Source organism: Amycolatopsis sp. NPDC114504 (genome assembly GCF_055633595.1).
This window is the reverse complement of the sequence record NZ_JBVKDU010000002.1, coordinates 565,297-589,991: the sequence shown is the minus strand read 5'-3', so window position 1 is coordinate 589,991 and position 24,695 is coordinate 565,297. Positions and strand designations below refer to the sequence as shown.

23 protein-coding genes are annotated in these 24,695 nt (G+C 69.8%); 15 read left to right on the top strand and 8 right to left on the bottom strand.

Annotation, left to right across the window (positions count from 1 at the left end):
- Positions 1-21 precede the first annotated feature (21 nt).
- The 4 genes from ACZ7PG_RS14480 (at position 22) to ACZ7PG_RS14465 (ending at position 9,885) form a co-directional block, all read left to right on the top strand.
- A complete protein-coding gene (locus ACZ7PG_RS14480; RefSeq protein WP_470239541.1) occupies positions 22-612 on the top strand; it encodes a hypothetical protein in 591 nt (196 codons plus the stop codon).
- Positions 613-684: 72 nt separating this feature from the next.
- Positions 685-1,665 (top strand): hypothetical protein, encoded by a 981-nt coding sequence (locus tag ACZ7PG_RS14475; protein ID WP_470240759.1) that lies wholly within the window; start codon positions 685-687, stop codon positions 1,663-1,665.
- A 715-nt stretch (positions 1,666-2,380) separates the two neighbouring features.
- Positions 2,381-5,884, top strand: coding sequence for a DNA-directed RNA polymerase subunit beta (rpoB, locus tag ACZ7PG_RS14470; RefSeq protein WP_470239540.1), 3,504 nt, complete (start codon positions 2,381-2,383; stop codon positions 5,882-5,884).
- 89 nt (positions 5,885-5,973) lie between these two features.
- The gene (locus ACZ7PG_RS14465) at positions 5,974-9,885 is read left to right on the top strand and encodes a DNA-directed RNA polymerase subunit beta' (protein ID WP_470239539.1); all 3,912 of its coding nucleotides are present in this window, start codon (positions 5,974-5,976) and stop codon (positions 9,883-9,885) included.
- 147 nt (positions 9,886-10,032) lie between these two features.
- Here ACZ7PG_RS14465 and ACZ7PG_RS14460 read toward each other — a convergent pair whose 3' ends face one another.
- Positions 10,033-10,359: a hypothetical protein gene (locus ACZ7PG_RS14460; protein WP_470239538.1), complete on the bottom strand. Its 327-nt coding sequence runs from the start codon at positions 10,357-10,359 to the stop codon at positions 10,033-10,035.
- Here ACZ7PG_RS14460 and ACZ7PG_RS14455 point away from each other — a divergent pair.
- Positions 10,343-11,770 (top strand): hypothetical protein, encoded by a 1,428-nt coding sequence (locus tag ACZ7PG_RS14455; protein ID WP_470239537.1) that lies wholly within the window; start codon positions 10,343-10,345, stop codon positions 11,768-11,770. The two genes, ACZ7PG_RS14460 and ACZ7PG_RS14455, sit on opposite strands and share 17 nt — an antisense overlap.
- 51 nt (positions 11,771-11,821) lie before the next feature.
- Here the strand turns inward: ACZ7PG_RS14455 and ACZ7PG_RS14450 are convergent, their stop codons facing one another.
- Together ACZ7PG_RS14450 and ACZ7PG_RS14445 are read right to left on the bottom strand one after the other, a co-directional pair.
- Positions 11,822-12,604 carry a M15 family metallopeptidase gene (locus ACZ7PG_RS14450; RefSeq protein WP_470239536.1) on the bottom strand — a complete coding sequence of 261 codons (783 nt, stop codon included), beginning with the start codon at positions 12,602-12,604 and terminating at the stop codon, positions 11,822-11,824.
- A gap of 46 nt (positions 12,605-12,650) precedes the next feature.
- Positions 12,651-13,151: an Lrp/AsnC family transcriptional regulator gene (locus ACZ7PG_RS14445; RefSeq protein WP_470239535.1), complete on the bottom strand. Its 501-nt coding sequence runs from the start codon at positions 13,149-13,151 to the stop codon at positions 12,651-12,653.
- Positions 13,152-13,246: 95 nt separating this feature from the next.
- Between ACZ7PG_RS14445 and ACZ7PG_RS14440 the strand changes: the two genes are divergently transcribed.
- The 6 genes from ACZ7PG_RS14440 to ACZ7PG_RS14415 all read left to right on the top strand — a co-directional run bounded on the left by ACZ7PG_RS14440 (position 13,247) and on the right by ACZ7PG_RS14415 (position 19,441).
- Positions 13,247-14,419, top strand: a complete 1,173-nt coding sequence (locus tag ACZ7PG_RS14440; protein ID WP_470239534.1) for an MFS transporter — start codon at positions 13,247-13,249, stop codon at positions 14,417-14,419.
- Between the two features lie 61 nt (positions 14,420-14,480).
- Positions 14,481-15,122 (top strand): zinc ribbon domain-containing protein, encoded by a 642-nt coding sequence (locus ACZ7PG_RS14435; protein ID WP_470239533.1) that lies wholly within the window; start codon positions 14,481-14,483, stop codon positions 15,120-15,122.
- Positions 15,123-15,391: 269 nt separating this feature from the next.
- Positions 15,392-17,239, top strand: a complete 1,848-nt coding sequence (locus ACZ7PG_RS14430; RefSeq protein WP_470239532.1) for a hypothetical protein — start codon at positions 15,392-15,394, stop codon at positions 17,237-17,239.
- A gap of 55 nt (positions 17,240-17,294) precedes the next feature.
- On the top strand, positions 17,295-18,977 hold the full coding sequence (locus ACZ7PG_RS14425; RefSeq protein ID WP_470239531.1) for a hypothetical protein: 1,683 nt from the start codon (positions 17,295-17,297) through the stop codon (positions 18,975-18,977).
- A 25-nt stretch (positions 18,978-19,002) separates the two neighbouring features.
- Positions 19,003-19,209 carry a hypothetical protein gene (locus ACZ7PG_RS14420; RefSeq protein WP_470239530.1) on the top strand — a complete coding sequence of 69 codons (207 nt, stop codon included), beginning with the start codon at positions 19,003-19,005 and terminating at the stop codon, positions 19,207-19,209.
- A 13-nt stretch (positions 19,210-19,222) separates the two neighbouring features.
- Positions 19,223-19,441: a hypothetical protein gene (locus tag ACZ7PG_RS14415; protein ID WP_470239529.1), complete on the top strand. Its 219-nt coding sequence runs from the start codon at positions 19,223-19,225 to the stop codon at positions 19,439-19,441.
- Between the two features lie 117 nt (positions 19,442-19,558).
- Here the strand turns inward: ACZ7PG_RS14415 and ACZ7PG_RS14410 are convergent, their stop codons facing one another.
- Complete coding sequence (locus ACZ7PG_RS14410; protein ID WP_470239528.1) at positions 19,559-20,038, bottom strand: GNAT family N-acetyltransferase; 480 nt, start codon at positions 20,036-20,038, stop codon at positions 19,559-19,561.
- Positions 20,039-20,096: 58 nt separating this feature from the next.
- On the opposite strand from ACZ7PG_RS14410, the gene ACZ7PG_RS14405 reads away from it, so the two are divergent.
- A complete protein-coding gene (locus tag ACZ7PG_RS14405) occupies positions 20,097-20,318 on the top strand; it encodes a hypothetical protein (RefSeq protein WP_285482319.1) in 222 nt (73 codons plus the stop codon).
- Here the strand turns inward: ACZ7PG_RS14405 and ACZ7PG_RS14400 are convergent.
- From ACZ7PG_RS14400 to ACZ7PG_RS14385, 4 genes are read right to left on the bottom strand one after another with little or no spacing between them, the layout of a single operon-like run.
- Positions 20,299-20,916: a hypothetical protein gene (locus tag ACZ7PG_RS14400; protein WP_470239527.1), complete on the bottom strand. Its 618-nt coding sequence runs from the start codon at positions 20,914-20,916 to the stop codon at positions 20,299-20,301. The genes ACZ7PG_RS14405 and ACZ7PG_RS14400 overlap by 20 nt on opposite strands.
- Positions 20,916-22,106, bottom strand: a complete 1,191-nt coding sequence (locus ACZ7PG_RS14395; RefSeq protein WP_470239526.1) for a hypothetical protein — start codon at positions 22,104-22,106, stop codon at positions 20,916-20,918. The genes ACZ7PG_RS14400 and ACZ7PG_RS14395 overlap by 1 nt, the downstream gene beginning before the upstream one ends.
- Positions 22,107-22,114: 8 nt before the next feature.
- Positions 22,115-22,456 (bottom strand): hypothetical protein, encoded by a 342-nt coding sequence (locus ACZ7PG_RS14390; protein WP_470239525.1) that lies wholly within the window; start codon positions 22,454-22,456, stop codon positions 22,115-22,117.
- Positions 22,456-23,013, bottom strand: coding sequence for a YbaB/EbfC family nucleoid-associated protein (locus ACZ7PG_RS14385; protein WP_470239524.1), 558 nt, complete (start codon positions 23,011-23,013; stop codon positions 22,456-22,458). Before ACZ7PG_RS14385 ends, ACZ7PG_RS14390 begins: the two co-directional genes overlap by 1 nt.
- Before the next feature lie 166 nt (positions 23,014-23,179).
- On the opposite strand from ACZ7PG_RS14385, the gene ACZ7PG_RS14380 reads away from it, so the two are divergent.
- The 3 genes from ACZ7PG_RS14380 (at position 23,180) to rpsG (ending at position 24,688) form a co-directional block, all read left to right on the top strand.
- Complete coding sequence (locus tag ACZ7PG_RS14380; protein WP_470239523.1) at positions 23,180-23,335, top strand: hypothetical protein; 156 nt, start codon at positions 23,180-23,182, stop codon at positions 23,333-23,335.
- Between the two features lie 508 nt (positions 23,336-23,843).
- Complete coding sequence (rpsL, locus tag ACZ7PG_RS14375) at positions 23,844-24,218, top strand: 30S ribosomal protein S12 (RefSeq protein ID WP_003102113.1); 375 nt, start codon at positions 23,844-23,846, stop codon at positions 24,216-24,218.
- A complete protein-coding gene (gene rpsG / locus ACZ7PG_RS14370) occupies positions 24,218-24,688 on the top strand; it encodes a 30S ribosomal protein S7 (protein ID WP_003102106.1) in 471 nt (156 codons plus the stop codon). Before rpsL ends, rpsG begins: the two co-directional genes overlap by 1 nt.
- Positions 24,689-24,695 lie beyond the last annotated feature (7 nt).

Genomic DNA, 24,695 nt, shown 5'->3' with positions numbered 1-24,695 from the left:
CGTTACCTACCCTGGAGTGCTATGAGTGCGGACGAGCCGGCCGACGTGGCGGTGAAGGAGCCCGAAGCGGCGCCCGCGGCCGACGGGACGCCGCCGAAGGAGTCTTCGCGGATCCTGGTGCTCGGCGCCGCGGCGCTGGCACTGGCCGCGCTGATCGCGGCGGCGATCTTCGGCGTCCAGTGGTGGGTGGCGGCGAACGACGACAACGCCGGCTTGGCGGCCTCGCGCGAGGCCGTGGTCAAGGCCGGCACGAACGCGCTGAAGGCCTACACCGAGGTCGACTACACGGACCTGGACGGCTTCTTCGCCCGGCAGAAGTCCGTGTCGGACGACAAGATGTCGCAGCAGATCGACCAGTCGGCGCCGACGTTCCGCAAGGCGCTCGCCGACGCCAAGACGAAGGTCACCACGGACGTCCAGGACATCGCCGTCGAGGAGCTGGACGACCACGAAGGCAAGGCCAGCTTCCTGGCCGCCATCGCCACGACCGTCACCCAGGGGGACAAGAGCAGCGCGAAGCCGCTGCGCCTCGAGGTGTCGATGACCCGCGTGGGCGACGACTGGAAGCTGTCCGGCATCGACAGCGTCCCGCTCGTCGCGGCCGGCCAGTAGCGTCTTTCAGAAGGAGCAGCAGTGCCCCCCTCCCGCCGCCAGCCCAGCACCCCGCCGTCGCGCCGGCCCCGCGTGGCCGGTCTGCGCAAGCCTGCCTCGGACGAGTCCGCCGCCGAGCGGACCGGCCAGCTCCCCGCGGTGCCGTCGCCGCCGGCCGAGACCAAGAAGCCGCGGCCCCGGCCCGCGCCGCGTCCGGCGCCGAAGCCGGCCGCCAAGCCCGAGTCGTTCGAGGCCGCGAGCGGGCAGCTGGACACCGCGCCGTCCGCCGAGGACACGGCGGTGTTCGCGGCGGTCGAGACCGAGGACGAGGCCAAGGTCGACGCCCTCACCGGCGAGCCCGAAGCCGAGGAGGCGCCCGCGCGGCCGGCGCCGCGGCGGAAGAAGCGCGACACGGGGATCGCGAAGCCGACCGACGTCGCCGAGGTCCCGGTCGCCGACGAGGAGGAGCCGGCGAAGCCCGCGGGCCCGAAGGCGCAGCGGCCGTACGTCGTCGCGGGCGCGTTGGTGCTCGTCGCGCTGGTCCTGGGCGGCCTGGCGTTCTGGTTCAAGTCCGAGGAGGTCGCCGTGTCGCAGGCGACCAGCAACACCGCGCTGCTGGACGTCGCGAAGACGGCCCAGGTCAAGGACGCCGTGTCGAAGGCGGCCGAGGCGCTGTTCTCCTACGACTTCAACAACATCAAGAAGACCGAGGACGCGGCGAACGACCTGCTCGCCAACGACGACGTCAAGAACAAGTACAACTCGCTGATGGGCGAGGTGAAGCGGCTCGCGCCGGCCCAGAAGATGATCGTGACGTGCAAGGTGACGCGCGCGGCGGTGATCATGCTCAACGGCGACCTGGCGAAGGTGATGGTCTTCGTCGACCAGACCTCGACCCGCACGGACACGAAGAAGACGACCGCGGGCACCGCCCAGCTCCACCTGAACGCCCAGCTGCAGGGTGACAAGTGGAAGATCACGGACATGGACACCTACAACGCGCCCAAGGTCCCGGCGGCCACCCAGGCGCCGGCGTCCTCGGCCCCGCCGGCGTCGCCCTCGCCGACGAAGTAGCGCTCGCGACGGCCGCGGCCCGTGACCCCGATCGGGTCGCGGGCCGCCGCTGTGTCCGGGGCTCAGCGGCCCGTGGCGCCGCGCTCCGCCCGGGGTGGTCCGACGGGTGCCGATGGAGGCGTCCGGGGCGTCAGCGAGGACGTCGTCCGGCGCGGGGCGCGTGCGACGCCTGGGGCCGCTGGGACGGCGTCCACCCGGTCACTCGAAGCGCCGCGACACGCCGTTCGCGGCGGAACCGGTGCCGTCCGAAGTGGCCTGGAACACAGGGTGCGCCGGGGTCGAAACAGGGTAAACGCCCAGGTCCAACCCCTATTACTGGCGCTACTCGCCGGTAACTGGAACACTATACGGCCGCTCACGCTCCGCTGAACCTCTTCCACGCTGCGCCAACCGGCGGGACCCCCGTGTGGCATCTTGACTCTCGGGCCCGGTGGGTTCACGCTTACTCCCGAACGGCGAAACCGGCGGCCCTTGCGGGAGGGACAACCGGTTCGCCTGGAGGCATACCTGAAGACGTCGCGAGGCAGGCTGGGCCCCATCGGGAGCGCCCCCTGGACAGACCGCGCCGTTCGGGCTAGACTGCCTCTTTGCGCTGCCCTCTTTCAGGCTGCCCGGAGCCGGTAGTTAGGATAGTGGGCACACGGCACCCTTGACAGTCGCTGATAGCTGTTGCTATGGCGGCCGTCACCGCTCATTGTCCCCGGAAGGACGCATCTTGGCAGTCTCTCCCGCGAACCAGGCCACTGCTGCGACCACCTCGGCTGAATCTCGCTCGGAGTCCACGGGAATCCCCGGCGCGCCCAAGCGGGTTTCCTTCGCAAAGATTCGCGAACCGCTCAACACGCCCAACCTGCTCGACGTCCAGATCCAGTCGTTCCAGTGGTTCACCGGGGACGAAGCGTGGTTCGAACGCCGTGTCGAAGAAGGTGAAGAAAACCCGGTCGGCGGCCTCGAAGAGGTCCTGAACGAGATCTCCCCGATCGAGGACTTCTCCGGTTCGATGTCCCTGTCCTTCTCCGCTCCGCGCTTCGACGAGGTCAAGGCCTCGATCGAGGAGTGCAAGGACAAGGACATGACCTACGCCGCCCCGCTGTTCGTGACGGCCGAGTTCGTCAACAACAACACGGGCGAGATCAAGAGCCAGACGGTCTTCCTCGGCGACTTCCCGGTCATGACCGACAAGGGCACGTTCATCATCAACGGCACCGAGCGTGTCGTCGTGTCCCAGCTGGTCCGCTCGCCGGGCGTCTACTACTCGAAGGACGTCGACAAGACGACCGACAAGGACGTCTTCAGCGTCCGCGTGATCCCGAGCCGCGGCGCGTGGCTCGAGTTCGACGTCGACAAGCGCGACACCGTCGGCGTCCGCATCGACCGCAAGCGCCGCCAGCCGGTCACCGTGCTGCTGAAGGCGCTGGGCTGGACCACCGAGGCGATCCGCGAGCGCTTCTCCTTCTCGGAGACGCTGCTGGCCACCCTCGAGAAGGACCACACCGCCGGTACCGACGAGGCGCTGCTCGACATCTACCGCAAGCTGCGCCCGGGCGAACCGCCCACCAAGGAGAGCGCGCAGACCCTGCTGGAGAACCTGTTCTTCAAGGCGAAGCGCTACGACCTGGCCAAGGTCGGCCGGTACAAGGTCAACAAGAAGCTGGGCCTCGACACCCCGTACGACACCGGGACGCTGACCGAAGAGGACATCGTCACGACCATCGAGTACCTGGTCCGGCTGCACGCCGGCGAGGACAAGGTCACCGGCGCGAACGGCACCGAGATCCCGGTCGAGACCGACGACATCGACCACTTCGGCAACCGTCGCCTGCGCACCGTGGGCGAGCTGATCCAGAACCAGATCCGGGTCGGCCTGTCGCGCACCGAGCGCGTCGTGCGTGAGCGCATGACCACGCAGGACGTCGAGGCGATCACCCCGCAGACCCTGATCAACATCCGCCCGATCGGCGCGGCGATCAAGGAGTTCTTCGGCACCTCGCAGCTGTCGCAGTTCATGGACCAGAACAACCCGCTGTCGGGCCTGACGCACAAGCGTCGTCTGTCGGCCCTCGGCCCGGGTGGTCTGTCCCGTGAGCGCGCCGGCATGGAGGTCCGGGACGTCCACCCGTCGCACTACGGCCGGATGTGCCCGATCGAGACGCCGGAAGGCCCGAACATCGGCCTGATCGGCTCGCTCTGCTCCTACGCGCGGGTCAACCCGTTCGGCTTCATCGAGACGCCGTACCGCAAGGTCGTCGAGGGCCGGGTCACCGACCAGGTCGACTACCTGACCGCGGACGAAGAGGACCGGTACGTCAAGGCCCAGGCCAACGCGCCGATCTCGGACGACGGCACCTTCGTCGAAGACCGGGTCATGGCCCGCCGCAAGGGTGGCGAGGTCGAGCTGATCGACCCGCTCGACATCGACTACATGGACGTCTCGCCGCGGCAGATGGTCTCGGTCGCGACGGCGATGATCCCGTTCCTCGAGCACGACGACGCGAACCGCGCCCTGATGGGTGCGAACATGCAGCGCCAGGCCGTGCCGCTGCTGCGCAACCAGGCCCCGTACGTGGGCACGGGTGTGGAGCTGCGCGCCGCGGTCGACGCCGGTGACGTGCTCGTCGCCGAGCAGGCCGGCATCGTCGAGGAGCTCTCGGCCGACCTGATCACGATCATGCACGACGACGGCACGCGGAAGAGCTACGGACTGTACAAGTTCCGCCGCTCGAACCACGGCACCTGCTTCAACCACCGCCCGATCGTCAACGAGGGCGACCGGGTCGAGCAGGGTCAGGTCATCGCCGACGGCCCGTCCACCGAGAACGGTGAGATGGCGCTCGGCAAGAACCTGCTCGTCGCGGTCATGCCGTGGGAGGGCCACAACTACGAGGACGCGATCATCCTCTCGGAGCGCCTGGTGCAGGACGACGTCTTGACGTCGATCCACATCGAGGAGCACGAGATCGACGCCCGCGACACGAAGCTGGGCGCCGAGGAGATCACCCGGGACATCCCGAACGTCTCCGAGGAGGTCCTGGCCGACCTCGACGAGCGCGGCATCATCCGCATCGGTGCCGAGGTCCGCGACGGCGACATCCTGGTCGGCAAGGTCACGCCGAAGGGCGAGACCGAGCTGACGCCGGAAGAGCGCCTGCTCCGCGCGATCTTCGGCGAGAAGGCCCGCGAAGTCCGCGACACCTCGCTGAAGGTGCCGCACGGCGAGACCGGCAAGGTCATCGGCATCCGCGTGTTCTCGCGCGAGGACGACGACGAGCTACCCCCGGGCGTCAACGAGCTGGTCCGCGTCTACGTGGCCCAGAAGCGCAAGATCCAGCCGGGCGACAAGCTCGCCGGCCGGCACGGCAACAAGGGCGTCATCGGCAAGATCCTGCCGGTCGAGGACATGCCGTTCATGGAGGACGGCACCCCGGTCGACATCATCCTGAACACGCACGGTGTGCCGCGACGGATGAACATCGGCCAGATCCTCGAGCTGCACCTGGGCTGGCTGGCCTCGCAGGGCTGGACGATCGAGGGCAACCCGGACTGGGCGGCCAACCTGTCCGAGGAGCTCTACGACGTCGCGCCCGGCACGAACACCGCGACCCCGGTGTTCGACGGCGCGAAGGAAGAGGAGCTCACCGGGCTGCTCGGGGCGACCAAGCCGAACCGCGACGGCGAGCGCATGGTCAAGGAGAACGGCAAGGCGACCCTGCTGGACGGCCGCTCCGGCGAGCCGTACCCGTACCCGGTCGCGGTGGGCTACATGTACATCCTGAAGCTCCACCACCTGGTCGACGACAAGATCCACGCCCGCTCCACCGGCCCGTACTCGATGATCACGCAGCAGCCGCTGGGTGGTAAGGCGCAGTTCGGTGGCCAGCGCTTCGGTGAGATGGAGTGCTGGGCGATGCAGGCGTACGGCGCTGCCTACACGCTGCAGGAGCTGCTGACGATCAAGTCGGACGACGTGGTCGGCCGCGTCAAGGTGTACGAGGCCATCGTCAAGGGGGAGAACATCCCCGAGCCGGGCATCCCGGAGTCGTTCAAGGTGCTCCTGAAGGAGCTCCAGTCGCTGTGCCTCAACGTCGAGGTGCTCTCCAGCGACGGTGCGGCGATCGAGATGCGCGACTCCGACGACGAGGACCTCGAGCGCGCCGCGGCGAACCTCGGCATCAACCTGTCCCGCAACGAGTCGCCCTCGGTGGACGACGTCGTGCACTGATCGCGAGCTGAGCCGGGGCCGGCCTCCCGCAGGCCCCGGCTCGCCCGCCACCCCCTCTCTAGCCGAAACAACCCCAAGGGGATCTAGACGTGCTGGACGTCAACTTTTTCGATGAGCTCCGCATTGGTCTCGCCACGGCCGACGACATCCGTCAGTGGTCGTTCGGCGAGGTCAAGAAGCCGGAGACCATCAACTACCGGACGCTCAAGCCCGAGAAGGACGGCCTCTTCTGCGAGAAGATCTTCGGTCCGACCCGGGACTGGGAGTGCTACTGCGGCAAGTACAAGCGCGTCCGCTTCAAGGGCATCATCTGTGAGCGCTGCGGCGTCGAGGTGACTCGCGCCAAGGTGCGCCGTGAGCGGATGGGCCACATCGAGCTGGCCGCCCCGGTCACCCACATCTGGTACTTCAAGGGTGTTCCCTCGCGCCTCGGCTACCTGCTGGACCTGGCGCCGAAGGACCTCGAGAAGATCATCTACTTCGCTGCTTACGTCATCACGGGCGTGAACACGGAGCTGCGCCACAACGACCTGCCGACCCTCGAGAACGAGATCGGCGTCGAGCGCAAGAACCTCGAGACCAAGCGTGACGCGGACATCGAGACCCGCGCGCAGAAGCTGGAAGCCGACCTGGCCGAGCTGGAGGCGGAGGGCGCCAAGTCCGACGTCCGCCGCAAGGTCAAGGAAGGCGGCGAGCGCGAGATGCGTCAGCTGCGTGACCGCGCCGGTCGCGAGCTGGACCGCCTCGAGGAGGTCTGGACGACCTTCACGAAGCTCGACACCCGCCAGCTGATCGCCGACGAGCTGCTCTACCGCGAGCTCGTCGACCGCTACGGCGAGTACTTCACCGGCGGCATGGGCGCGGAGGCCATCCAGAAGCTGGCCACCGAGTTCGACGTCAGCGCCGAGGCCGACAACCTGCGCGACACCATCCGCAACGGCAAGGGGCAGAAGAAGCTCCGCGCGCTGAAGCGGCTCAAGGTCGTCGCCGCGTTCCAGGCGACCGGCAACGACCCGCGCGGCATGGTGCTCGACGCCGTCCCGGTCATCCCGCCGGACCTGCGCCCGATGGTGCAGCTCGACGGTGGCCGGTTCGCGACGTCGGACCTGAACGACCTGTACCGCCGTGTGATCAACCGCAACAACCGCCTCAAGCGGCTGATCGACCTCGGCGCGCCCGAGATCATCGTCAACAACGAGAAGCGGATGCTGCAGGAGGCCGTCGACGCGCTGTTCGACAACGGCCGCCGCGGGCGTCCGGTCACCGGCCCGGGCAACCGGCCGCTGAAGTCGCTGTCCGACCTCCTCAAGGGCAAGCAGGGCCGGTTCCGCCAGAACCTGCTCGGCAAGCGCGTCGACTACTCGGGCCGTTCGGTCATCATCGTCGGCCCGCAGCTGAAGCTGCACCAGTGCGGCCTGCCGAAGGACATGGCGCTCGAGCTGTTCAAGCCGTTCGTCATGAAGCGGCTGGTCGACCTGAACCACGCGCAGAACATCAAGTCCGCCAAGCGGATGGTGGAGCGCTCGCGGCCGCAGGTGTGGGACGTGCTGGAAGAGGTCATCACCGGCCACCCGGTGATGCTGAACCGCGCGCCGACGCTGCACCGCCTCGGCATCCAGGCCTTCGAGCCGCAGCTGGTCGAAGGCAAGGCCATCCAGCTGCACCCGCTGGTCTGCGAGGCGTTCAACGCGGACTTCGACGGTGACCAGATGGCCGTGCACCTCCCGCTGTCTGCGGAGGCGCAGGCCGAGGCCCGCATCCTGATGCTGTCGGCGAACAACATCCTCTCGCCGGCGTCGGGCCGTCCGCTCGCCATGCCGCGACTGGACATGGTGACGGGTCTGTTCCACCTGACCCGCCTCAACGAGAAGGCCGAGGGCGCGGGCGGCGCGTACTCGTCGACGGCCGAGGCCATCATGGCCTTCGACCGCAAGGCACTGGGCCTGCACGCCCCGGTCAAGATCCGCATCACCGACCGTCAGCCGGCGAAGGCCGACGAAGCGGCGCTCGCGGAGAAGGGCTGGGAGCCGGGCAAGACCTGGCTGGCCGAGACGACCCTGGGCCGCGTGCTGTTCAACGAGCTGCTGCCGGCGGACTACCCGTTCATCAACGAGCCGATGCCGAAGAAGCGTCAGGCCGCGATCGTGAACGACCTCGCCGAGCGGTACTCGATGACCCAGGTCGCGCAGACCCTGGACCGCCTGAAGGACGCCGGTTTCTACTGGGCGACCCGCTCGGGCGTCACCATCGCCATCTCGGACGTGCTCACCCCGGTGGGCAAGGCGGCCATCCTCGACGAGTACGAGGGCAAGGCCTCCCAGGTGGAGAAGCGCTACCAGCGTGGTCAGCTGTCGCACACCGAGCGCAACAACGAGCTCGTCAAGGTGTGGACGCAGGCCACCGAAGAGGTCCACAAGATCATGGAGACGGCGCTGCCGGACGACAACCCGATCGCGGTGATCGTGAAGTCGGGCGCGGCGGGCAACATGACGCAGGTCCGGTCGCTGGCCGGTATGCGTGGCCTGGTGTCGAACCCGAAGGGTGAGTACATCCCGCGTCCGATCAAGGCCAACTTCCGTGAAGGCCTGTCGGTGGCGGAGTACTTCATCGCGACGCACGGTGCCCGGAAGGGCCTGGCGGACACGGCGCTGCGTACCGCCGACTCGGGTTACCTGACCCGTCGTCTGGTGGACGTCTCGCAGGACGTCATCGTCCGCGAGATCGACTGCGGCACCACCCGCGGCATCATGATGCCGATCGGCGAGGACATCGGCGACGGCAAGGTCCTGCGCGACCAGCACGTCGAGACCTCCGTGTACGCGCGGAACCTCGCGACGGACGCGGTGGACGCCAAGGGCAACGTCGTGCTGAACGGTGGCGACGACATCGGCGACCCGGCCCTCGACAAGCTGCTCTCCAGCGGCATCTCGAAGGTCAAGGTCCGCTCGGTGCTGACCTGCGAGTCGGCCGTCGGCATCTGCGCGACCTGCTACGGCCGCTCGATGGCGACCGGTCAGCTCGTCGACGTCGGCGAGGCCGTCGGTATCGTCGCGGCCCAGTCGATCGGTGAGCCGGGTACGCAGCTGACGATGCGTACGTTCCACCAGGGTGGTGTCGCCGGTGACGACATCACGACCGGTCTGCCCCGTGTGCAGGAGCTCTTCGAAGCTCGTGTCCCGAAGGGCAAGGCGCCGATCGCCGACGTCGATGGCCGCGTGCGCATCGAGGAGAGCGAGCGGTTCTGGAAGATCACGCTGATCCCGGACGACGGCGGCGAAGAGATCGTCTTCGACAAGCTGTCCAAGCGTCAGCGGCTCGCGAACACCCCGAACGGCCCGCTGGGCGACGGTGACCACGTCAACGTCGGGCAGCAGCTGCTCGAGGGCACCCCGGACCCGCACGAGGTCCTGCGCGTGATGGGCCCGCGTGAGGCGCAGATGCACCTCACCGACGAGGTCCAGAAGGTGTACCGGGCCCAGGGTGTGTCGATCCACGACAAGCACATCGAGGTCATCGTGCGGCAGATGCTGCGCCGCGTGACGGTCATCGACTCGGGTGGCACGGACTTCCTGCCGGGCGAGCTGCCCGAGCGGACCAAGTTCGAGGCGCGCAACCGCTCGACGGTGTCCGAAGGCGGCGAGCCGGCTTCGGGTCGTCCGGTGCTGATGGGCATCACGAAGGCGTCGCTCACCACGGACTCGTGGCTGTCGGCGGCGTCGTTCCAGGAGACCACGCGAGTGCTGACCGACGCGGCCATCAACGGCCGTTCGGACCGGCTCGTGGGCCTCAAGGAGAACGTGATCATCGGTAAGCTGATCCCGGCCGGTACGGGCATCAACAAGTACCGCAACATCCAGGTGCAGCCGACCGAGGAGGCGCGGGTCGCCGCTTACGCGATCCCGTCCTACGACGACGGTTACTACACCCCGGACGTGTTCGGTACGGGTACCGGTGCCGCGGTTCCGCTGGACGACTACGACTTCGGCCGCGACTTCCGCTGACCGAGTCCCGCTCAACGGGAAAGGCCCTCGCCGGGTTTCCGGCGGGGGCCTTTCCCGTTTCCCAACCGTCACCCCAAACGGTTGCGCACCCCGCTAGATTGACGAGGTTCACGCGGTTCGGGGGCTTTGCGCGTTTCCAACGGGTATTCAGGGGTGACTGTTCGTGAACAAATCCAGAAGCGCGAGATCTGTCGCGCGTTCTTTCGCCGTGCTCGCCGCCGCGGCCTTGCTGACCGGCGTGTTCGCCACACCGGCAGGCGCGGAAGATGAGCCGGCACCGACGTCGGTCGCGACGTCGGAGGCACCGTCGAGCAGCTCGGCCGTGCCGACGCCCACGGCACCGGAAAGCGAGCCGGCGCCGGACAGCAAGCCGGCGGTGGTCGAACCGAAGGCGGAGCGGGCGCAGGTCGCGGTCTCGGTCGATTTCGACAAGCCTTCATACGGGACCGACGAAGACGTGACCTTCACGCTCAAGCTGAAGAACGGCGCGACCCGCGCGACCGGCCTCACGATCTACCAGCAGAGTCTCGACCCGACCGACCTGGCCGTGCCGTACGGCGGATGGGGTCCGCTCGCGAGTGCGCCGGGCGTGACGCTCGAACCCGATGAGGCTTTCGAGCTGAAGGTCTCCGGCAAGGTCCGGGACCTCGACCAGCACACCGCGGTCGTGCGGGGGGTCCTGTTCGACGGGTCCGGTTCCAGCGCCAGCCAGTCGTTCAGCTTCAGCGTCCCGGTGACGAAGGTGTCCGGTCGCGCGACGGGGACCGTGTACGGGGACAAGAACGGCAACGGGTCGTTCGACAGCGGTGAGCAGCTGGCCGGCGCCAAGCTCACCTTGCGGTACGTCCACGGCAGCGGCACCTACACCGCCACGAGCGACGCCGCCGGGAAGTTCGGCTTCGACGTCTCGGCCGGGGACTACTACCTCGGCGGCGAGGTCGTCGACGGGTGGCTGATCCCGTGGCAGACCGTGCGGATCACGCCGGATTCGGAGGACCTGCTGGTCCGCGGGGCGCCGCCGTTGAACGGCGCGCTCAAGGCGTCGATGGCCTTCACCCAGGACAGCTACCAGGTCGGCGATCTGGCGCACCTCACCGTGACGCTGTCGAACTCCGGCTCGATCCCGATGCGGGGCGTCGTGGCCGAGTGCAACCGGGTCGGGAGCGACTACGTCCTGCAGGGCACCGGGCCCGGCTGGGGTGACCTGGTCTATTCGCGTGGGGTGACGATCGCCCCCGGTGAGACCCGCACCTTCGATGTCACGGACACGGTGCCGAAGACCGCGTTCAACCGCGGTCTCGTCGTCGCGGCCTGCGACTTCGGGTACTACGAGGTCGACATCGAGAACCACGCGGAGGCCGACGACCAAGCCGCGGTGCCGGGCGCCAAGGGCTCCGTCGTCGGGGACGTCACCCACGGTCCGGGCGAGGGGCTGGCCGGGGTCAAGGTCGTGCTCGTCTCCGACCAGCACTGCCCGGTCACCGGCGAGCAGACGACCGATGCGAAGGGGCACTTCGAATTCCACGACGTGGCGCCCGGCCCCGCGTACCAGCTCTACCTCCTGCCGCCGGCGGGTTGGAAGGTCAAGTACGAGAACCCGACCTCGATCGACGTCTGGGGTGGCCAGGACGGCCGGGTCGGGATCGACGTCGAGGAGGGTGACGCACCCTTGCCGACCGTGCCCGTCAACCCCGCGGACTGCGCGCCCGGTGCCCCGACGTCCACCACTGGTGCGGCGGGTGGTTCCGGCGGCGGCGAAAGCACAGGCGGTGGCCTCGCTTCCACCGGCGTCGACGCCCTCGGGCTCGGCGTGCTCGCGCTGGCGGCCCTGGGTCTGGGCGGTGGACTGGTGATCGGCTCGCGCCGGCGCCGGAACGCGGCCTGACGCACACCGTGAAGCGCCCCCGGTCCACAGTGGACCGGGGGCACTTTCGTTTCAGCGCAGGCTGCACCGCGACACGGGGAAGTCGAAGTAGGTGTCCGGGAACGGTTCGCCGTCGAGGGTGTAGTGCCACCACTCCTCGGGCAGGTTGTGGAAGCCGGCGGCGATCATGGTGCCGCGGAGCAGGTCGCGGTTCTGCCGCGCGACGCCGGTGATCGCCGGGTTGTCGGTGTGGGCGAGCGGGTCGAAGCAGTCGTAGCCGGTGCCCATGTCGACCATGTTGTCGGGGAAGCGCTGGTTTCGCGGCGCGAAGCACGGCTTGAGCGGCTCACCGGGGAAGTACGGCCGCTGGAACCGCGGCGGGAGCTTGACGACGGTGAGGTCCATCGTGCTGCCGCGGCTGTGCCCGGACTTCTCGGCGATGTACCCGTCCTCGAACAGCCGGTCCTTGGCGACGTTCGGGTAGAACTCCGCCTTCATCTTCTCGTCGGCGAGGTCCTTCGCCCACCGCACGAAGTGGTCGACCGCGCGCTGCGGGCGGTAGCAGTCGTAGACCTTGAGCGTGTAGCCCTGCCTGAGCAACTTCGCCTGCGCTTGGCGAAGTCCCGAAGCGGCCTGCCGGGTCAGGATGCAGGTGGGTTCGAGGTAGCCGTCGATGCGCTGCCCGACGAAGTTGTGCGGGGTGGCGTAGCGGATGTCCTGCAGGATCGACGGGGCGACGTCGGAGAGCGCGACGAACTCGGCGGGCGCGGCCGGCGGTGCGGCCTGGGCGGTGCTGGGGACGGCGAGGGCGGCCACCGCGGTGAGGGTGACGGCCAGCGCACGGAAGATCGGCATCCCCCTCGTCTATCAGCCGGAGGCCGGGCAAACAGCCGCCAACCGGTCAGGACCACCCTTCGGAGGTGGTCGCGCGCAGGAAGTCGTCCGTGGGCGGCTGCACCGGCCGTCCCTCGAACTGTGTCGACAGCACCACCGACGACCGCAGCTCGCCGTGCTTGCCGAGCCGCTCCAGCAGACCCTCGAAGTGTTCGAGCGAGGCCGCGCGGATCTTCAGCATCGTGCAGTGGTCGCCGGACAGGCGGTGGATCTCGACGACCTCCGGGTAGTCCTCGGACTTCGACGTCTTCAGCAGGCAGCTGCTCAGCGCGCAGCGCATCTCGACGAACGCCTGCAGGGGCTGACCCGCGCGCCGCGCGTCGACCTGCGCGCGGTAGCCGGTGATCACCCCGGTCTCCTCCAGCCGCCGCACGCGCTCGGCCACCGCCGGCGCCGAGAGGTTGATCCGCCGGCCCAGCTCCTTGAACGACAGGCGCCCGTCGGACTGCAGCAGGTCCAGCAGCCGCCAGTCGACGTCGTCCAGCGGCTTTTCCGAACGGAAGGTCATGGGCCCCATCTTCCTTCCGAAGAGCGGCCGTGGCGACGGATTTGCCGTCGTCCGGCCCTTCGAAAGATCGCCGGGAGTTCCTAAAGTTGCTGGTCATGGGGACTTCGACGGTGACCGGCCGGACCCGGTCGATGGGCGCGCTGTTCGCGGGCGTCGCGCTGCTCAACACGGCCACGGTCGGGCTGAGCACCGCGGCGACGCTGATCGTCGCCGCGGGCAGCGGACCGGGCTGGAGCGGGCTGCCGAGCGTCGCGAACGTGCTCGGCACGGCCGCCGGCGCGCTCGGCGCGGGACTGCTGCTGCCGGCCCACGGCCGCCGTCGCGTGCTGGCCGCCGGGTACGGGGTCGCCGCGGCCGGTGCGCTGGTCGCGTTCGCCGGCGCGCTGACGACGTCGCTGGTGCCGCTCCTGCTCGGCATCCTGCTGGTCGGCCTCGGCAACGGCGGCGCGCAGCTGTCGCGCTACCTGGCCGCGGACCTGTACCCGGAGGAACGCCGGGGCCGCGCGCTGTCGAACGTCGTCTGGGCCGGGACGATCGGGGCACTCGCGGGGCCGGCGCTGATGGCGCCGGCGGCCGACCTCGCCACGCGCTTCGGCTGGCCGTCGCTGTCCGGGCCGGTCGCCGTCGCGGTGCTGGCCACGGCGGGCGCGGCGCTGGCGGCCGCGTTCCTGCCGCGGCACGTCCCGCCCCCGCGGGAAAAGCCGGTGACGGCGCCGGTGCGCGCGACCGGCGTCGCGCGGCCGCTGGTCGCGATGGTCGCCGCACAGCTCACGATGGTCGCGGTGATGACGATGACGCCGTTGCAGCTGGAGGACCACGGCCACGGTCTCGACGTCGTCGGCTGGGTGCTGAGCGCGCACCTGTTCGGCATGTTCGCTCTGGCGCCGCTGTCCGGCCGGATCGCCGACCGCTGGGGCCCGGGCGTCACGATCAACGCGGGTCTCGGGGTCCTGGCGCTGTCGACGGCGACCGCGCTGGCGGCACCGACCGCGCACACGTCCGGCCTGCCGGTGGCGTTGTTCCTGCTGGGGTACGGCTGGAACCTGGTGTTCGTCGGCGGCAGCGCGCAGCTCAGCCGCGACCTCGCCCCGGAGACGCGCAGCCGGGTGCAGGGGACCGTCGACGCCGTCGTGTGGTCGGCGTCCGCGCTGGCCGGGCTGGGCTCCGGGCAGCTGTTCGCCGGCGGCGGGTACGGGCTCGTCGTGGTCGTCGGCGGGGTGCTGGCCCTGCTCCCGCTGGTGCTGCTCGTCCCTCGTAACGGCCGGTAGCCGGGTCGTTGTCGGCAAATCTCTCGTCGCCGGGTGCGCGGTGCACTGGCGAAGATGGGCCGTGGCTGACTCTGTGCCCTTCACGGACAACTTCTCGGACCTCTCGAACACGCAGGGGTACCAGTTCGAATTCCGCTGCGAGCGCTGCGGCAACGGCTATCGGTCCGCTTTCGCGCGCGACAACATGGAAACCGGGCGAAGCGTGCTTCGCACGGTCGGCTCGTTCTTCGGCGGGACGCTGCGAGACCTGAGCAACTCGGCCGACCAGTGGCGCTACGACCGCGCGACCAACTCGCCGGCCAAGGACCGCGCACTGGCCGCCGCGGTCAAGGAGATCACCCCGAGCTTCCGCCAGTGCCGCGGCTGCGGCGACTGGATGTGCCACGACCAGTGCTGGAACGAGGAGATCGGCCAGTGCCTGCGCTGCTCGCCGAGCGTCGCCGAGGAGATCTCGCGCGCGCAGGCGTCGGCCCAGCGCGACCAGATCTGGGACAAGGCCCGTGACAAGGACTGGACGTCCGACCTCGACCTCGACACCCGGGCGAAGGTCACCTGCCCGGGCTGCGGCCTGAAGGCCGACGGCGGGAAGTTCTGCTCGTCGTGCGGGACTTCGCTGGCGCTCAAGGTTCGCTGCGGCGGCTGCGGGAGCGAGGGCAACAAGCCCGGCGCCCTGTTCTGCTCGGACTGCGGCGGCAAACTCTGACCGGAGTTCCCGGCACTTCATAACGAATCGATAACCAGCAGTCCCGGCGTTCAGGCGCCGGGGCTGCGCCATTGTGACCAACCGTGACACGCCCGGTTGGTCTAGACGCGGTGCCCACCCATTCGGCCTAGTGAGCCTCGTCAAGTCGGTTCGACCAGTGGGAGATTAACCCGTTCGTGGCAGTTCTCATTCTTTGATCACGGTTGGACCCTTTGCCCGCTTGGCGCGAATGTCCCCACGGTTTCCATCCGTGAAGAACAGGGAGAACCATGCGATCAACTCCGTCGCGTCCGGGCCGGTGGCGAAGGGTGGTGACCGGCGCCGCGGCACTCGCCCTCGCGGCCGGCGCGGTCACGTACACCGGCTCGTCCACCGGCGCCTACGCCGACGTCCAGACCGTCACCGACACGAAGACCGCGTCCGACGGCAAGCAGTACTGGGTGCAGAACCACCTGGCGTCGAAGGATCTCGCGCGGGCGGAGAGCGGCACGCCGAAGAAGTGGCTGCTCGTCTGGGCCGGTGACGAGAACATCGCCGACACGCTCGTCAAGGACGTCAAGAACCTGCCGGGCACGCTCGGCGGCGGGCTCAACAAGATCAAGAACGCCTTGCCCGGCCCGGACTTCCTGGCCGTGATCGACGCCACGCAGGGGTCGCCGACGTACGGCAAGGTCGTCAACACCGCCACCGTCGGCCCGCTGGTCGAGAACGAGCCGCACCACATGCAGTACGTGTGGCACCGGGGCGACACCGTCTACGCCGGGGCGCTGTTCGCCGCCGCGACGTACGCCTTCGACGTCAGCGCGTTGCCGCAGCTGAAGCTCAAGGGCGTCAGCCTGCCGACGAACACGCTCGGCGGCTCGGTTCCCGACGCCTACTGGGTGCTCAAGGACGGCACCGCGTACGGCACGTACATGGGCGGCCCGGTCGTGCCCGGCCCGCACTCGTACGCCGACGGCTCCACCCAGATCGGCAACGGCTTCGCGGGCAGCCCCGGCGAAGTCGTCCACTTCGGCAAGAACGCCGAGGTGCTATCGGAGTCCCCGGCGGCGACCCCGCAGGGCGACAACCAGAAGCTCTGCGACAACCTGCCGCAGCTGGGCAAGCCGACGTGCGCCAACCCGCACGGCATCCAGGCGCGCGAGGACCTGAACACGCTCGTCACGAGCGACTACGCCGAGCCGCGCAACATCATCCTCGACCCGGTGAAGCAGCCGTCGCCGTACCTGCGCCGGCCGACCGTGCGGACCTGGGACATCGCCGACCGCAACCACCCGAAGCTGAAGTCGGTGTCGTACCTGCAGGACGGCCCACGCGCCGATCCCGCCGACCCGCTGCACGCCGAGAGCCGCGCGGTCATGGAGACCACGGTGACGAACCTGCCGGGCCACAAGGGCGCGTTCGCCCAGACCATGCAGGGCGGCGCGGTGTTCTACACGCCGGACATCACCGCGGCCGAGCCGCACTGGATCGAGGTGTTCGACGACGGTGCCGCCAACAAGTCCATCTACGCGAACAACGACTCGAACGGCGCCAGCTCCAACGGCGGCTGGATCCAGACCAGCCCGGACGACAAGTACCTCTACCGCGCGATCGTCGGGCGGCAGAAGGGCACCCTCTCGGCCGACGACCCCGGCACCACCGGCGGCGTCTACGTCCTCGACATCCAGAAGCTGCTCGCCGCCGGCGACAAGGTCGAGGACATCCAGGGCCGGGTCGACACCAAGGCGAAGGCGCAGCAGGGCGGGGGCGGCGACCTGCCGACCGTCGTCGGCGCGGCCCCGATCAACCCCGGCACGCCGGGCGCGGGCCCGCACTGGGGCGTCTACGACAACTGGGCGCTCGGCAGCGACGGTTTCTACCGCGAAACCACGACGCCGCAGCACCTCGCGGTGTCGAACTACTTCGTCGCGCGGTCCGGTTTGGACGGTGACCACAAGGTCAACCTGCTGAACCTCGGCCCGGACGGGAAAGTCGCGGTGGACTCGGACTTCCGGGACGAGTTCACCGGCCAGGTCGGCATCAACTTCAACCGCAAGTCGTGGCCGCACGGGGACTTCGGCAACGCCAAGCCGCACTCCGAGCTGTTCGTGGTCGCGGACGCGGACATCAAGTAGCCGACGCGGGCGGGGTCGCCCGCGGCCCCGCCCGTCTCCTCCCCGGAAGGTTCCGATGGATCACTCCCACGCCGCGCCCACCGGCTCGTCCACTGTGGACATCCTGGCGCTGGTCCTCCGGCTGGCCCTCTTGCTTTCCACGGCTTTCCTCGCCGGCGGCGGCCTCCTGCGCCCGCCGGGGCGGCGCCCGCCGCGCACGCTGTACGTCCTCGGCGGGGTTTCGGCGCTGCTCGCCGTGGTGTCGGCCTTCGCCGTCGACGTCAACGTGGTCGCCCTGGCGATCCACGTCGTGCTCGCGGTGGCGGTGCCGGTCCTCCCGCGGGCGAGCCGCTGGACGTCGGCCGCGCTGCTGGTGCTCGTCGTGCTGGAGACATCGCTCGGCGGCACCGGCGTCGAGTTCGCGATCGACACGGTGTTCGTCGCCGGGGCGGCCGTGTGGTTCGGCTTCGCGCTGCTCGGGCCGGTGACGACGGCGGCCGTCCGGCCCGGGCCCCTCGCGCTCACCCTCGGCGGCCTGCTGGTCCTGGCCGGCGCGGTCCGGTTCGGGTTGTCCGGCCTCGGGTTCGACCGGCGGCTGTACACGACGCTCTTCGGGCTCGCGGTGCTCGCGGTCGTGGTGCTGCCGGTCGTGGTGAGCGTGCTCGCCGGGGTCTTCACGGGCCGCGCTTACCGTTTCGGCGCGGCCGCGGTCGCGCTCGGGTTCCTCGCGTGGGCCGCGCTCGGCGCGATCCCGGCACCACCGCCGCTGCCCGTCCCGGGCGTACCGCTGCTGGCCGACGAGGCCGGGTTCCCCGTGCTGGTCAGCCCGCAGCGGCCGGGGCGCAACGTCGTCCACTTCCCGCCCGGCGCGGGCGACGACCTGTCCGTCGGGGCCGGCGGGCTGGTCACGAAGGCCGTCGCGCGGCCCGGCGCCGAGGGCACGTGGGCCGACGTCGACCTGCCGCCCGGCCGCAGCGACCTCGAGATCCGCCGCGGTGACGCGACGACGGTCGTCGAGGTCGACGCGGGCACAGCACCCGGCCCGGTGGTCACCGAGGCCGACGCGCCGGAATGCGCGTCGGCGGCCCTCGGCGGCCTGGTCGCCGGCCGCTCCGACGTGCTGACGGCGTGCCCGTCCGACGCGCTGACGCCGGAGGACAGCGGTGCGCTGGTCAAGCTCGTCGAGTTCCTCGCCGGGCGGAAGCCGTCCGCGATCACGCTGGTGGAGGACGACTCCCCACGCGGAGCCGCGGCGGCGAAGCTGGTGCGGGACACGGCATCGCGCACCGGACTGGCCGTGCGATCGGACGCCGGGCCCGACACCGCGCTCGTCGTCGTCTCGGGCTGGGCCGCGGGGTACACGGCGATGACGCGGGCCGCCGAGCTGCAACGGCTGGAGCCGACGCACCAGTACGGGCTCTACCTGGCGCCGTGGCTGCTGAACGGGCCGATCGTCAACGCCGTCGCGAGCGCGTCGCTGCCGCTGCGCTTCGACCCCCGCGACGCGACCGCGGTCGGGTATGCCGTCGCGGTCGGCGACCGCTTCGGCGGCGAAAGCCCGACGCTCGGCGGCTTCCGGAGCTGGCTGGGCGCGGACCGTTCGGCGGGGGAGGTGCAGATCTTCGCCGCCGCCCAGGTCAACGCCATGCCGATGTACCCCACCGAACCCCACGCCACCGGAATGGTGATGGACCGCGACTACGCGGGCCAGTGGGTCCCCGACGGAACCATCGTGCCCATCACGTCGGTTCTCCGCTGAAACCCCTTGTTATGAAAGGAAAAGCATGAAGCGTCTTGCTGCCCGCGTGCTGCTGCCGCTCGCCGCGGCGACGGCGTTCACCGGCCTGGCCGCCGAGGTCGCCTCGGCCGACCCGACCGACGGTTCCGTCTGGCTGGTGCCCGGCGTCGACCTCGGCGGCGTGCTCGGGCCGATCGGCCAGCCGGTCGACCTGCTCGCGCCCGTCTTCGACCTCATCACCGCTGTTTCCTGAAAGGCAGAGAACCATGAAGAAGACCCTCGCTGTCGCGATCCTCACCGGCGCGGCCCTGTTCGGCGCGGCGGCGCCCGCGCTGGCCGCCGACACCCCCGGCGTCGTCGTGGTCGACGAGCCGGACACGAGTGGCCTGAACAACATCTGGACGTTCGCGCCGCTCGGCGTCCCGGTGCTCGGCCTGATCCAGTCGATCAACGGCGTGCCGGGCAAGATCCTGCCCTCCTTCTGACCCTCCGGCGGCCCCTCACCCGAGGGGCCGCCGTTCGGGCAGGGGAGTGCCGCATCTCCCTGGGCGGGCGCGTGGTGACCGCGCGGAAGTCGGCGCCCGGCGAAGTCGCCGCCTGCGTCAGCTGAGGGTCTTCGCGAACCAGTGCTCGGCGAACTGCCTGTCGTTGAAGGGTTCGACCTCGTCGTAGCCGAGCTTCGCGTAGAGCGCGCGGGCCTCGACGAGGTCGTGGCGGGTGTCGAGCCGCATGAGGTCCGAGCCGAGCCGCCGGGCCGCGTCCTCGGCGGCCGCCACCAGCACGGGGCCGCCCGCGGTCCCGCGGTGGGCCGGCTTGACGAACACCTTCGTCAGCTCGCTGATCCCCGGCGCGACGACGCGGGTCCCCGCGCAGCCCGCGACCTCGCCGTCGCGGTACCCGACGAGGAACGCCCCGGTGGGCGCCATCAGGTCGGTCCCGGGCTCCTCGGCGACGTACCGCGTGAGCTCGGCTTCGGTGATCGGACGCCCGTAGTAGCGCGAAGCGACTTCGTCCATGTACTCGCGCATGATCGCGACGGCGTCCGGGTGAGCGATGTCAATCTGGGTGATCTTCCAGTTCACGTCCTCATCCTGGGGTCGCTGTCCAGCGAATTGGCCGGGCCCCGGGCACCATGAAGGTATGACGACGATCACGAAGCGCCTGACAGTGGTGGCCGTCCTGCTGATCACGGTGGGTGCGATCCTGCTGTCGGTGGGCGCGCTCGGCTTCCGGTCCGACGAGCAGGCCGACGCCAACATCGGCGCGGGGTTCGCCCTGCTGGCCGGGCCCTACATCGTGGGTCTGGGCCTGGTGTTCGCGCTGTCGGCGGGCTTGACCCACCTCACGACGCGCCGCCGCTGATGCTCCACAGCGTCGCGGGCAGCCGGTCGGCCAGGTCGGCCAGGTAGCCGGCCTCGGCCACGATGTTCTGCCTGGTCGCGCAGCCCTGACCCCAGGTGCGGGCGGACCCGTGCTCCACGACGACGTCCCGCTGCCCGAACCGCGGGTTCGCCGCCAGCCACCGGGACAGCTCGGCCGCCAGCCGCGGGTCCGTCGGCATCGTCACGCCCTGGCCCGGGACGATCCGCAGCTCCGGGCACGGCGGCACCCGCACCTGCGTGACGTGGATGTCGCGGAAGTACGTGTGGTCGTCGAAGTGCCGGTACGGCTCTTGGCCGTCGACGGCGATCACCGGCCGGTCGCCGTGGCGGAACTCGACCCACGACTTGTGGTCGCTGCCGGCCAGCGGAAGCCCGGTCGGGTGGATGACCCCGAACGTCGGCGCCGGGTTCGCGTCGCCGGCGACGCCGCTGTGGAACGTGCCGCCGCGCTCGGCCGCGAAGGCCTTGAACCAATGCTCCCGGCGGCCCTCGACGTACTTCGTGTGCGAGCGCCACCAGAGCGCGGCCGCGGCCGCGAACCCGGCCACGATCAGGACGATCACCAGTGCCAGGATCATCAGAAGTCCAGGTCCTCACGGGTTTCTTCGTCGGATTGAGTCCGGCCGGTCTCGCCGTAGTCGCTCGCCTTCTTGGCGTTCTTGACGTGGCTGTTGAGCTTGCCGAGGTGGTCGTTCAGCGTCTTCGCCGGGTTGTCGCCGGGCTTGGCCGGGTTGAAGCCGAAGACGCCCTTGGCCGCCGCCTCGCCGCCCTTCTTCGCGATCTCGGACAGCGCGTTCTCGCCGGTCCGCTTGCCGATCATCCCCTCGGCGCCCTTGAGCTTGTCCACCATGCTCTTCCCCGCGTTGCTGTCGGCGAGCTCCTTCAGCTTGCCCGCGGTCTTGCCCTCGGTGAAGATCTTGCCCAGCTTCGTCGCGGCCAGCTTGGCCTTCATCTTCTGCAGCCAGTCGAGGATCTTCTGCAGCAGCTCGCGGACCTTCGAGACCTTTTTGGTCGTCTTCGCGGCGGTCGTGCCGAGCTTGACCTCCGACGCCGTGCCCGCGGTGGCGACCGACGCTCCGCAGGAGGGCACCGCGGCCGCCAGCGCCGGGATCCAGATCATGATCAGCCACGTGACCAGCTCGGTGAGGATCGCCTTGATCAGGTCCTCGATGAAGCTCATCAGCATGCTGCTCAGCTGCAGCATCTGCGCCATGTCGCCGGACTTCGCGGAGACCCCGCCGATGCCGTGGGCGAACTCGCCGAGCGACGTGCGCGCGGCGTCGCCGGCGTCGCCCTTCCAGCCGGCCAGCGACGTGTCCGCGACCTCGGCGAAGTTCTTCGCCAGCTGGTCCAGCCCGGTCGCGATGGCGTTGAAGTTGTCCGCCGCGATGCCGAGCGCGGGCCCGTCGCCGCTGACGAAGTGGATCGCGTCCTGGATCGGCTGGACGGCGCTGATCAGGAAGTTGAGCCCCTGCCCGACGAGCCAGCCGAGCGGGTCGGTGGCGATGTCGGTGATCGTGCTCGCGCTCGACTGGATGAAGCTCGTCGTGTCGGTCGCGATGCTGCCGAGCCCGAGGGCGATGTCGACGCCGTCCGGGTGCGGCGCCGTGGCGGCCTTCGCCACCGAGACGAAGTCCTTCCCGACGGTCACGGCGCTGCCGACGAAGGGGGTCGCCTTGACCGCGTTGTCGACGTTCACCCCGAGCACGGTGGCCGGGTCGTCGCTCTTCACGCTGACGCCGCTCGCGACGTCCTGGAACTCCGCCATCGTTGCTCCTACGGCTTCTTCGGGCCGTCGAGCAGGACCTCGACCTGCCCGAAGAAGGCCTTGTGGTCGTCTTCGGTGCCTTGGTAGACGCTCGCCGCGTCGGTGAACTTGCCCTGCGCCGACGTCAGGCCTTCGGCCATCGACGCCAGCAGGTCGCGCAGCTCGTGCAGCGTTTCGTCGTACCCGTGCTTGGTGAACAGGCCCACCACGCCCCACGACTTGTCACCGACGTCGGCCTGGCCGACCTTCTCGGTGAACTTCGCGCCCTGGTCCTTGTACTTGCCGAGCACGCCGACGTACTCGCGCAGCGCGTCGACCTCGACCTGGTAGCCGCCGGTTCCGTCGGGCATCAGTCCTCCTCGTCGAACAGGTTCCGCAGGAAGCTGTCGCCCGCGGACCCACCGCTCGCGGGCGGCGGCGGGGGTGGCGGGGTGTCGCCGGCCTGGCGCAGCACCCGCTCCTCGGAGAAGTCCTCGGCGGGGGCCGGCGTCGCCGGCGTTCCTTCCGCCAGCTTCGACCGCATCTCCTCGACCGTGGTTCCGAACGCGACGGCCTGCGTTTCGAGGACCTGGTCGACCAGGCCGAGCTCGTCGCCCAGGTGCTCCTGGACGAGCACCGCCTGCCGCCGGGCCGCGTCGCCGACGGCCTCGCGCAGGGTCGCCATGAGCGTCGCGGCCAGCGCCTGCGAGCCCTTCGCGAGCGCCGCGTCGGTGAACGTGACGTCGAGGACCGCGCCACCCGGACCGGTGACCACGGTCACGCCGCCGTCGGGCGACGACGCACCGGCTCTCAGCCCGGCCAGCTCCTGCTGCATCGCGTCGAGGCCGGCGTACCGGTCGTCGACGTTCCGGATGCCCGACTGGAACCGCTCGAACTCGGTCACCAGCTGCTCGAACTCGGCCGACATGTCTGTGGCTCCTCCCCGCTCGCCCGGTGCTCGCCACCCATCGTGGCTCCTCGGCGACGGTGTGACGCACGGAACGCCCGATCCGATCCCACTGCGTCACCCGGTCGGGTAATGGGTAGGTTTCCGGCCGCAAGGGGAAGCAGGGGACGAGCGCTAGGAGTGCGTGATGAGCAGCAGCGAAGGGGCCGAGCGGCCCGACGAAGAGAAGAAGTCGAGCGGCAGCCACGCGGCGCCCGAGGGGGCGGGCGTGCACCCGCTCATCGACCTCTCCCGCGACCCGAACCCGGGCAAGCCGGACCACGCGAAGCCCGACGAGGACTGAACCGCGGGCCGGTCGGTCCGGAGACGCCAGGCGGGGGGCCTGGCTCCGGCCGGCCGGCGCGGTGCTCCGCCCGGTCCGGGAACATTCCCCAGGCCGGGGCTGTTGTAGACGCTGTGGCCGGTGGTCCCGGCCGCGATCACCCGGGAACGACCGGCGCCAGAACCGCGGCGCCGCAACGGGGTGACCGGAGTGCGGAACATCCCGCGGCCCGGTGCTGTTCGGAGGTAGGCTGAAGGTTCGCCGACCTTCGGACCCCCCGCCGCGTTCCGCCCCGACCCGGGCGGGTATCTTTGGAGACCGTGCCCGGCATGCGTCGGGCCGCTCCGCGTGCCGTGCGGCATGGGCGGGGTGCTCAGGCACCCGGTCACCGGCTTCGGCAGGTCGGGGTTCCGACGGAAAAATCCCTCCGGGAAGTTACCGGTCGCGAGACCGTGACGCGGGCCGACACGCCCGACCGCGGGGGCCGGTGAAGACACGAAGAAGCAGATCACGACAGGAAGCTGGTCCATTGCCCACGATCCAGCAGCTGGTCCGCAAGGGCCGCCAGGACAAGGCTGCCAAGCAGAAGACCGCGGCCCTCAAGGGGAGCCCGCAGCGGCGTGGCGTGTGCACTCGCGTGTACACCACGACCCCCAAGAAGCCGAACTCGGCGCTTCGCAAGGTCGCGCGTGTGAAGCTGACCAGCGGCATCGAGGTCACCGCCTACATCCCCGGTGAGGGCCACAACCTGCAGGAGCACTCGATGGTGCTCGTGCGTGGTGGTCGTGTGAAGGACCTTCCGGGTGTCCGTTACAAGATCATCCGCGGTTCGCTCGACACGCAGGGTGTCAAGAACCGCAAGCAGGCGCGCAGCCGGTACGGCGCGAAGAAGGAGAAGAGCTAATGCCCCGCAAGGGTCCGGCCCCGAAGCGGCCGCTGATCTCCGACCCCGTCTACGCCTCCCCGCTGGTCACCCAGCTGGTGAACAAGGTGCTGAAGGACGGGAAGCGGTCCCTGGCCGAGCGCATCGTTTACGGCGCGCTCGAAGGCGCTCGCGAGAAGACGGGCACCGACCCGGTCGTCACGCTGAAGCGCGCCCTCGACAACGTGAAGCCCACCATCGAGGTGAAGAGCCGCCGCGTCGGTGGCGCCACCTACCAGGTGCCGATCGAGGTCAAGCCGGGCCGCTCCACCACGCTGGCCCTGCGCTGGCTGGTCTCCTTCTCGCAGGCTCGCCGCGAGAAGACGATGATCGAGCGCCTGCAGAACGAGCTCCTGGACGCTTCCAACGGCCTCGGTGCCTCGGTGAAGCGTCGCGAGGACACGCACAAGATGGCCGAGTCCAACCGGGCCTTCGCGCACTACCGCTGGTGATGACCGC

Excerpts from the sequence above, each read along its gene's own strand:
- ACZ7PG_RS14380 (WP_470239523.1), top strand. The coding sequence starts at position 23,180 with ATGAGCAGCAGCGAAGGGGCCGAGCGGCCCGACGAAGAGAAGAAGTCG.
- ACZ7PG_RS14420 (WP_470239530.1), top strand. The coding sequence starts at position 19,003 with ATGAAGCGTCTTGCTGCCCGCGTGCTGCTGCCGCTCGCCGCGGCGACG.
- ACZ7PG_RS14405 (WP_285482319.1), top strand. The coding sequence starts at position 20,097 with ATGACGACGATCACGAAGCGCCTGACAGTGGTGGCCGTCCTGCTGATC.
- ACZ7PG_RS14440 (WP_470239534.1), top strand. The coding sequence starts at position 13,247 with ATGGGGACTTCGACGGTGACCGGCCGGACCCGGTCGATGGGCGCGCTG.
- ACZ7PG_RS14390 (WP_470239525.1), bottom strand. The coding sequence starts at position 22,456 with ATGCCCGACGGAACCGGCGGCTACCAGGTCGAGGTCGACGCGCTGCGC.
- ACZ7PG_RS14385 (WP_470239524.1), bottom strand. The coding sequence starts at position 23,013 with ATGTCGGCCGAGTTCGAGCAGCTGGTGACCGAGTTCGAGCGGTTCCAG.
- ACZ7PG_RS14480 (WP_470239541.1), top strand. The coding sequence starts at position 22 with ATGAGTGCGGACGAGCCGGCCGACGTGGCGGTGAAGGAGCCCGAAGCG.
- ACZ7PG_RS14400 (WP_470239527.1), bottom strand. The coding sequence starts at position 20,916 with ATGATCCTGGCACTGGTGATCGTCCTGATCGTGGCCGGGTTCGCGGCC.
- ACZ7PG_RS14395 (WP_470239526.1), bottom strand. The coding sequence starts at position 22,106 with ATGGCGGAGTTCCAGGACGTCGCGAGCGGCGTCAGCGTGAAGAGCGAC.
- ACZ7PG_RS14415 (WP_470239529.1), top strand. The coding sequence starts at position 19,223 with ATGAAGAAGACCCTCGCTGTCGCGATCCTCACCGGCGCGGCCCTGTTC.
- ACZ7PG_RS14425 (WP_470239531.1), top strand. The coding sequence starts at position 17,295 with ATGGATCACTCCCACGCCGCGCCCACCGGCTCGTCCACTGTGGACATC.
- ACZ7PG_RS14445 (WP_470239535.1), bottom strand. The coding sequence starts at position 13,151 with ATGACCTTCCGTTCGGAAAAGCCGCTGGACGACGTCGACTGGCGGCTG.
- ACZ7PG_RS14430 (WP_470239532.1), top strand. The coding sequence starts at position 15,392 with ATGCGATCAACTCCGTCGCGTCCGGGCCGGTGGCGAAGGGTGGTGACC.
- rpsG (WP_003102106.1), top strand. The coding sequence starts at position 24,218 with ATGCCCCGCAAGGGTCCGGCCCCGAAGCGGCCGCTGATCTCCGACCCC.
- ACZ7PG_RS14450 (WP_470239536.1), bottom strand. The coding sequence starts at position 12,604 with ATGCCGATCTTCCGTGCGCTGGCCGTCACCCTCACCGCGGTGGCCGCC.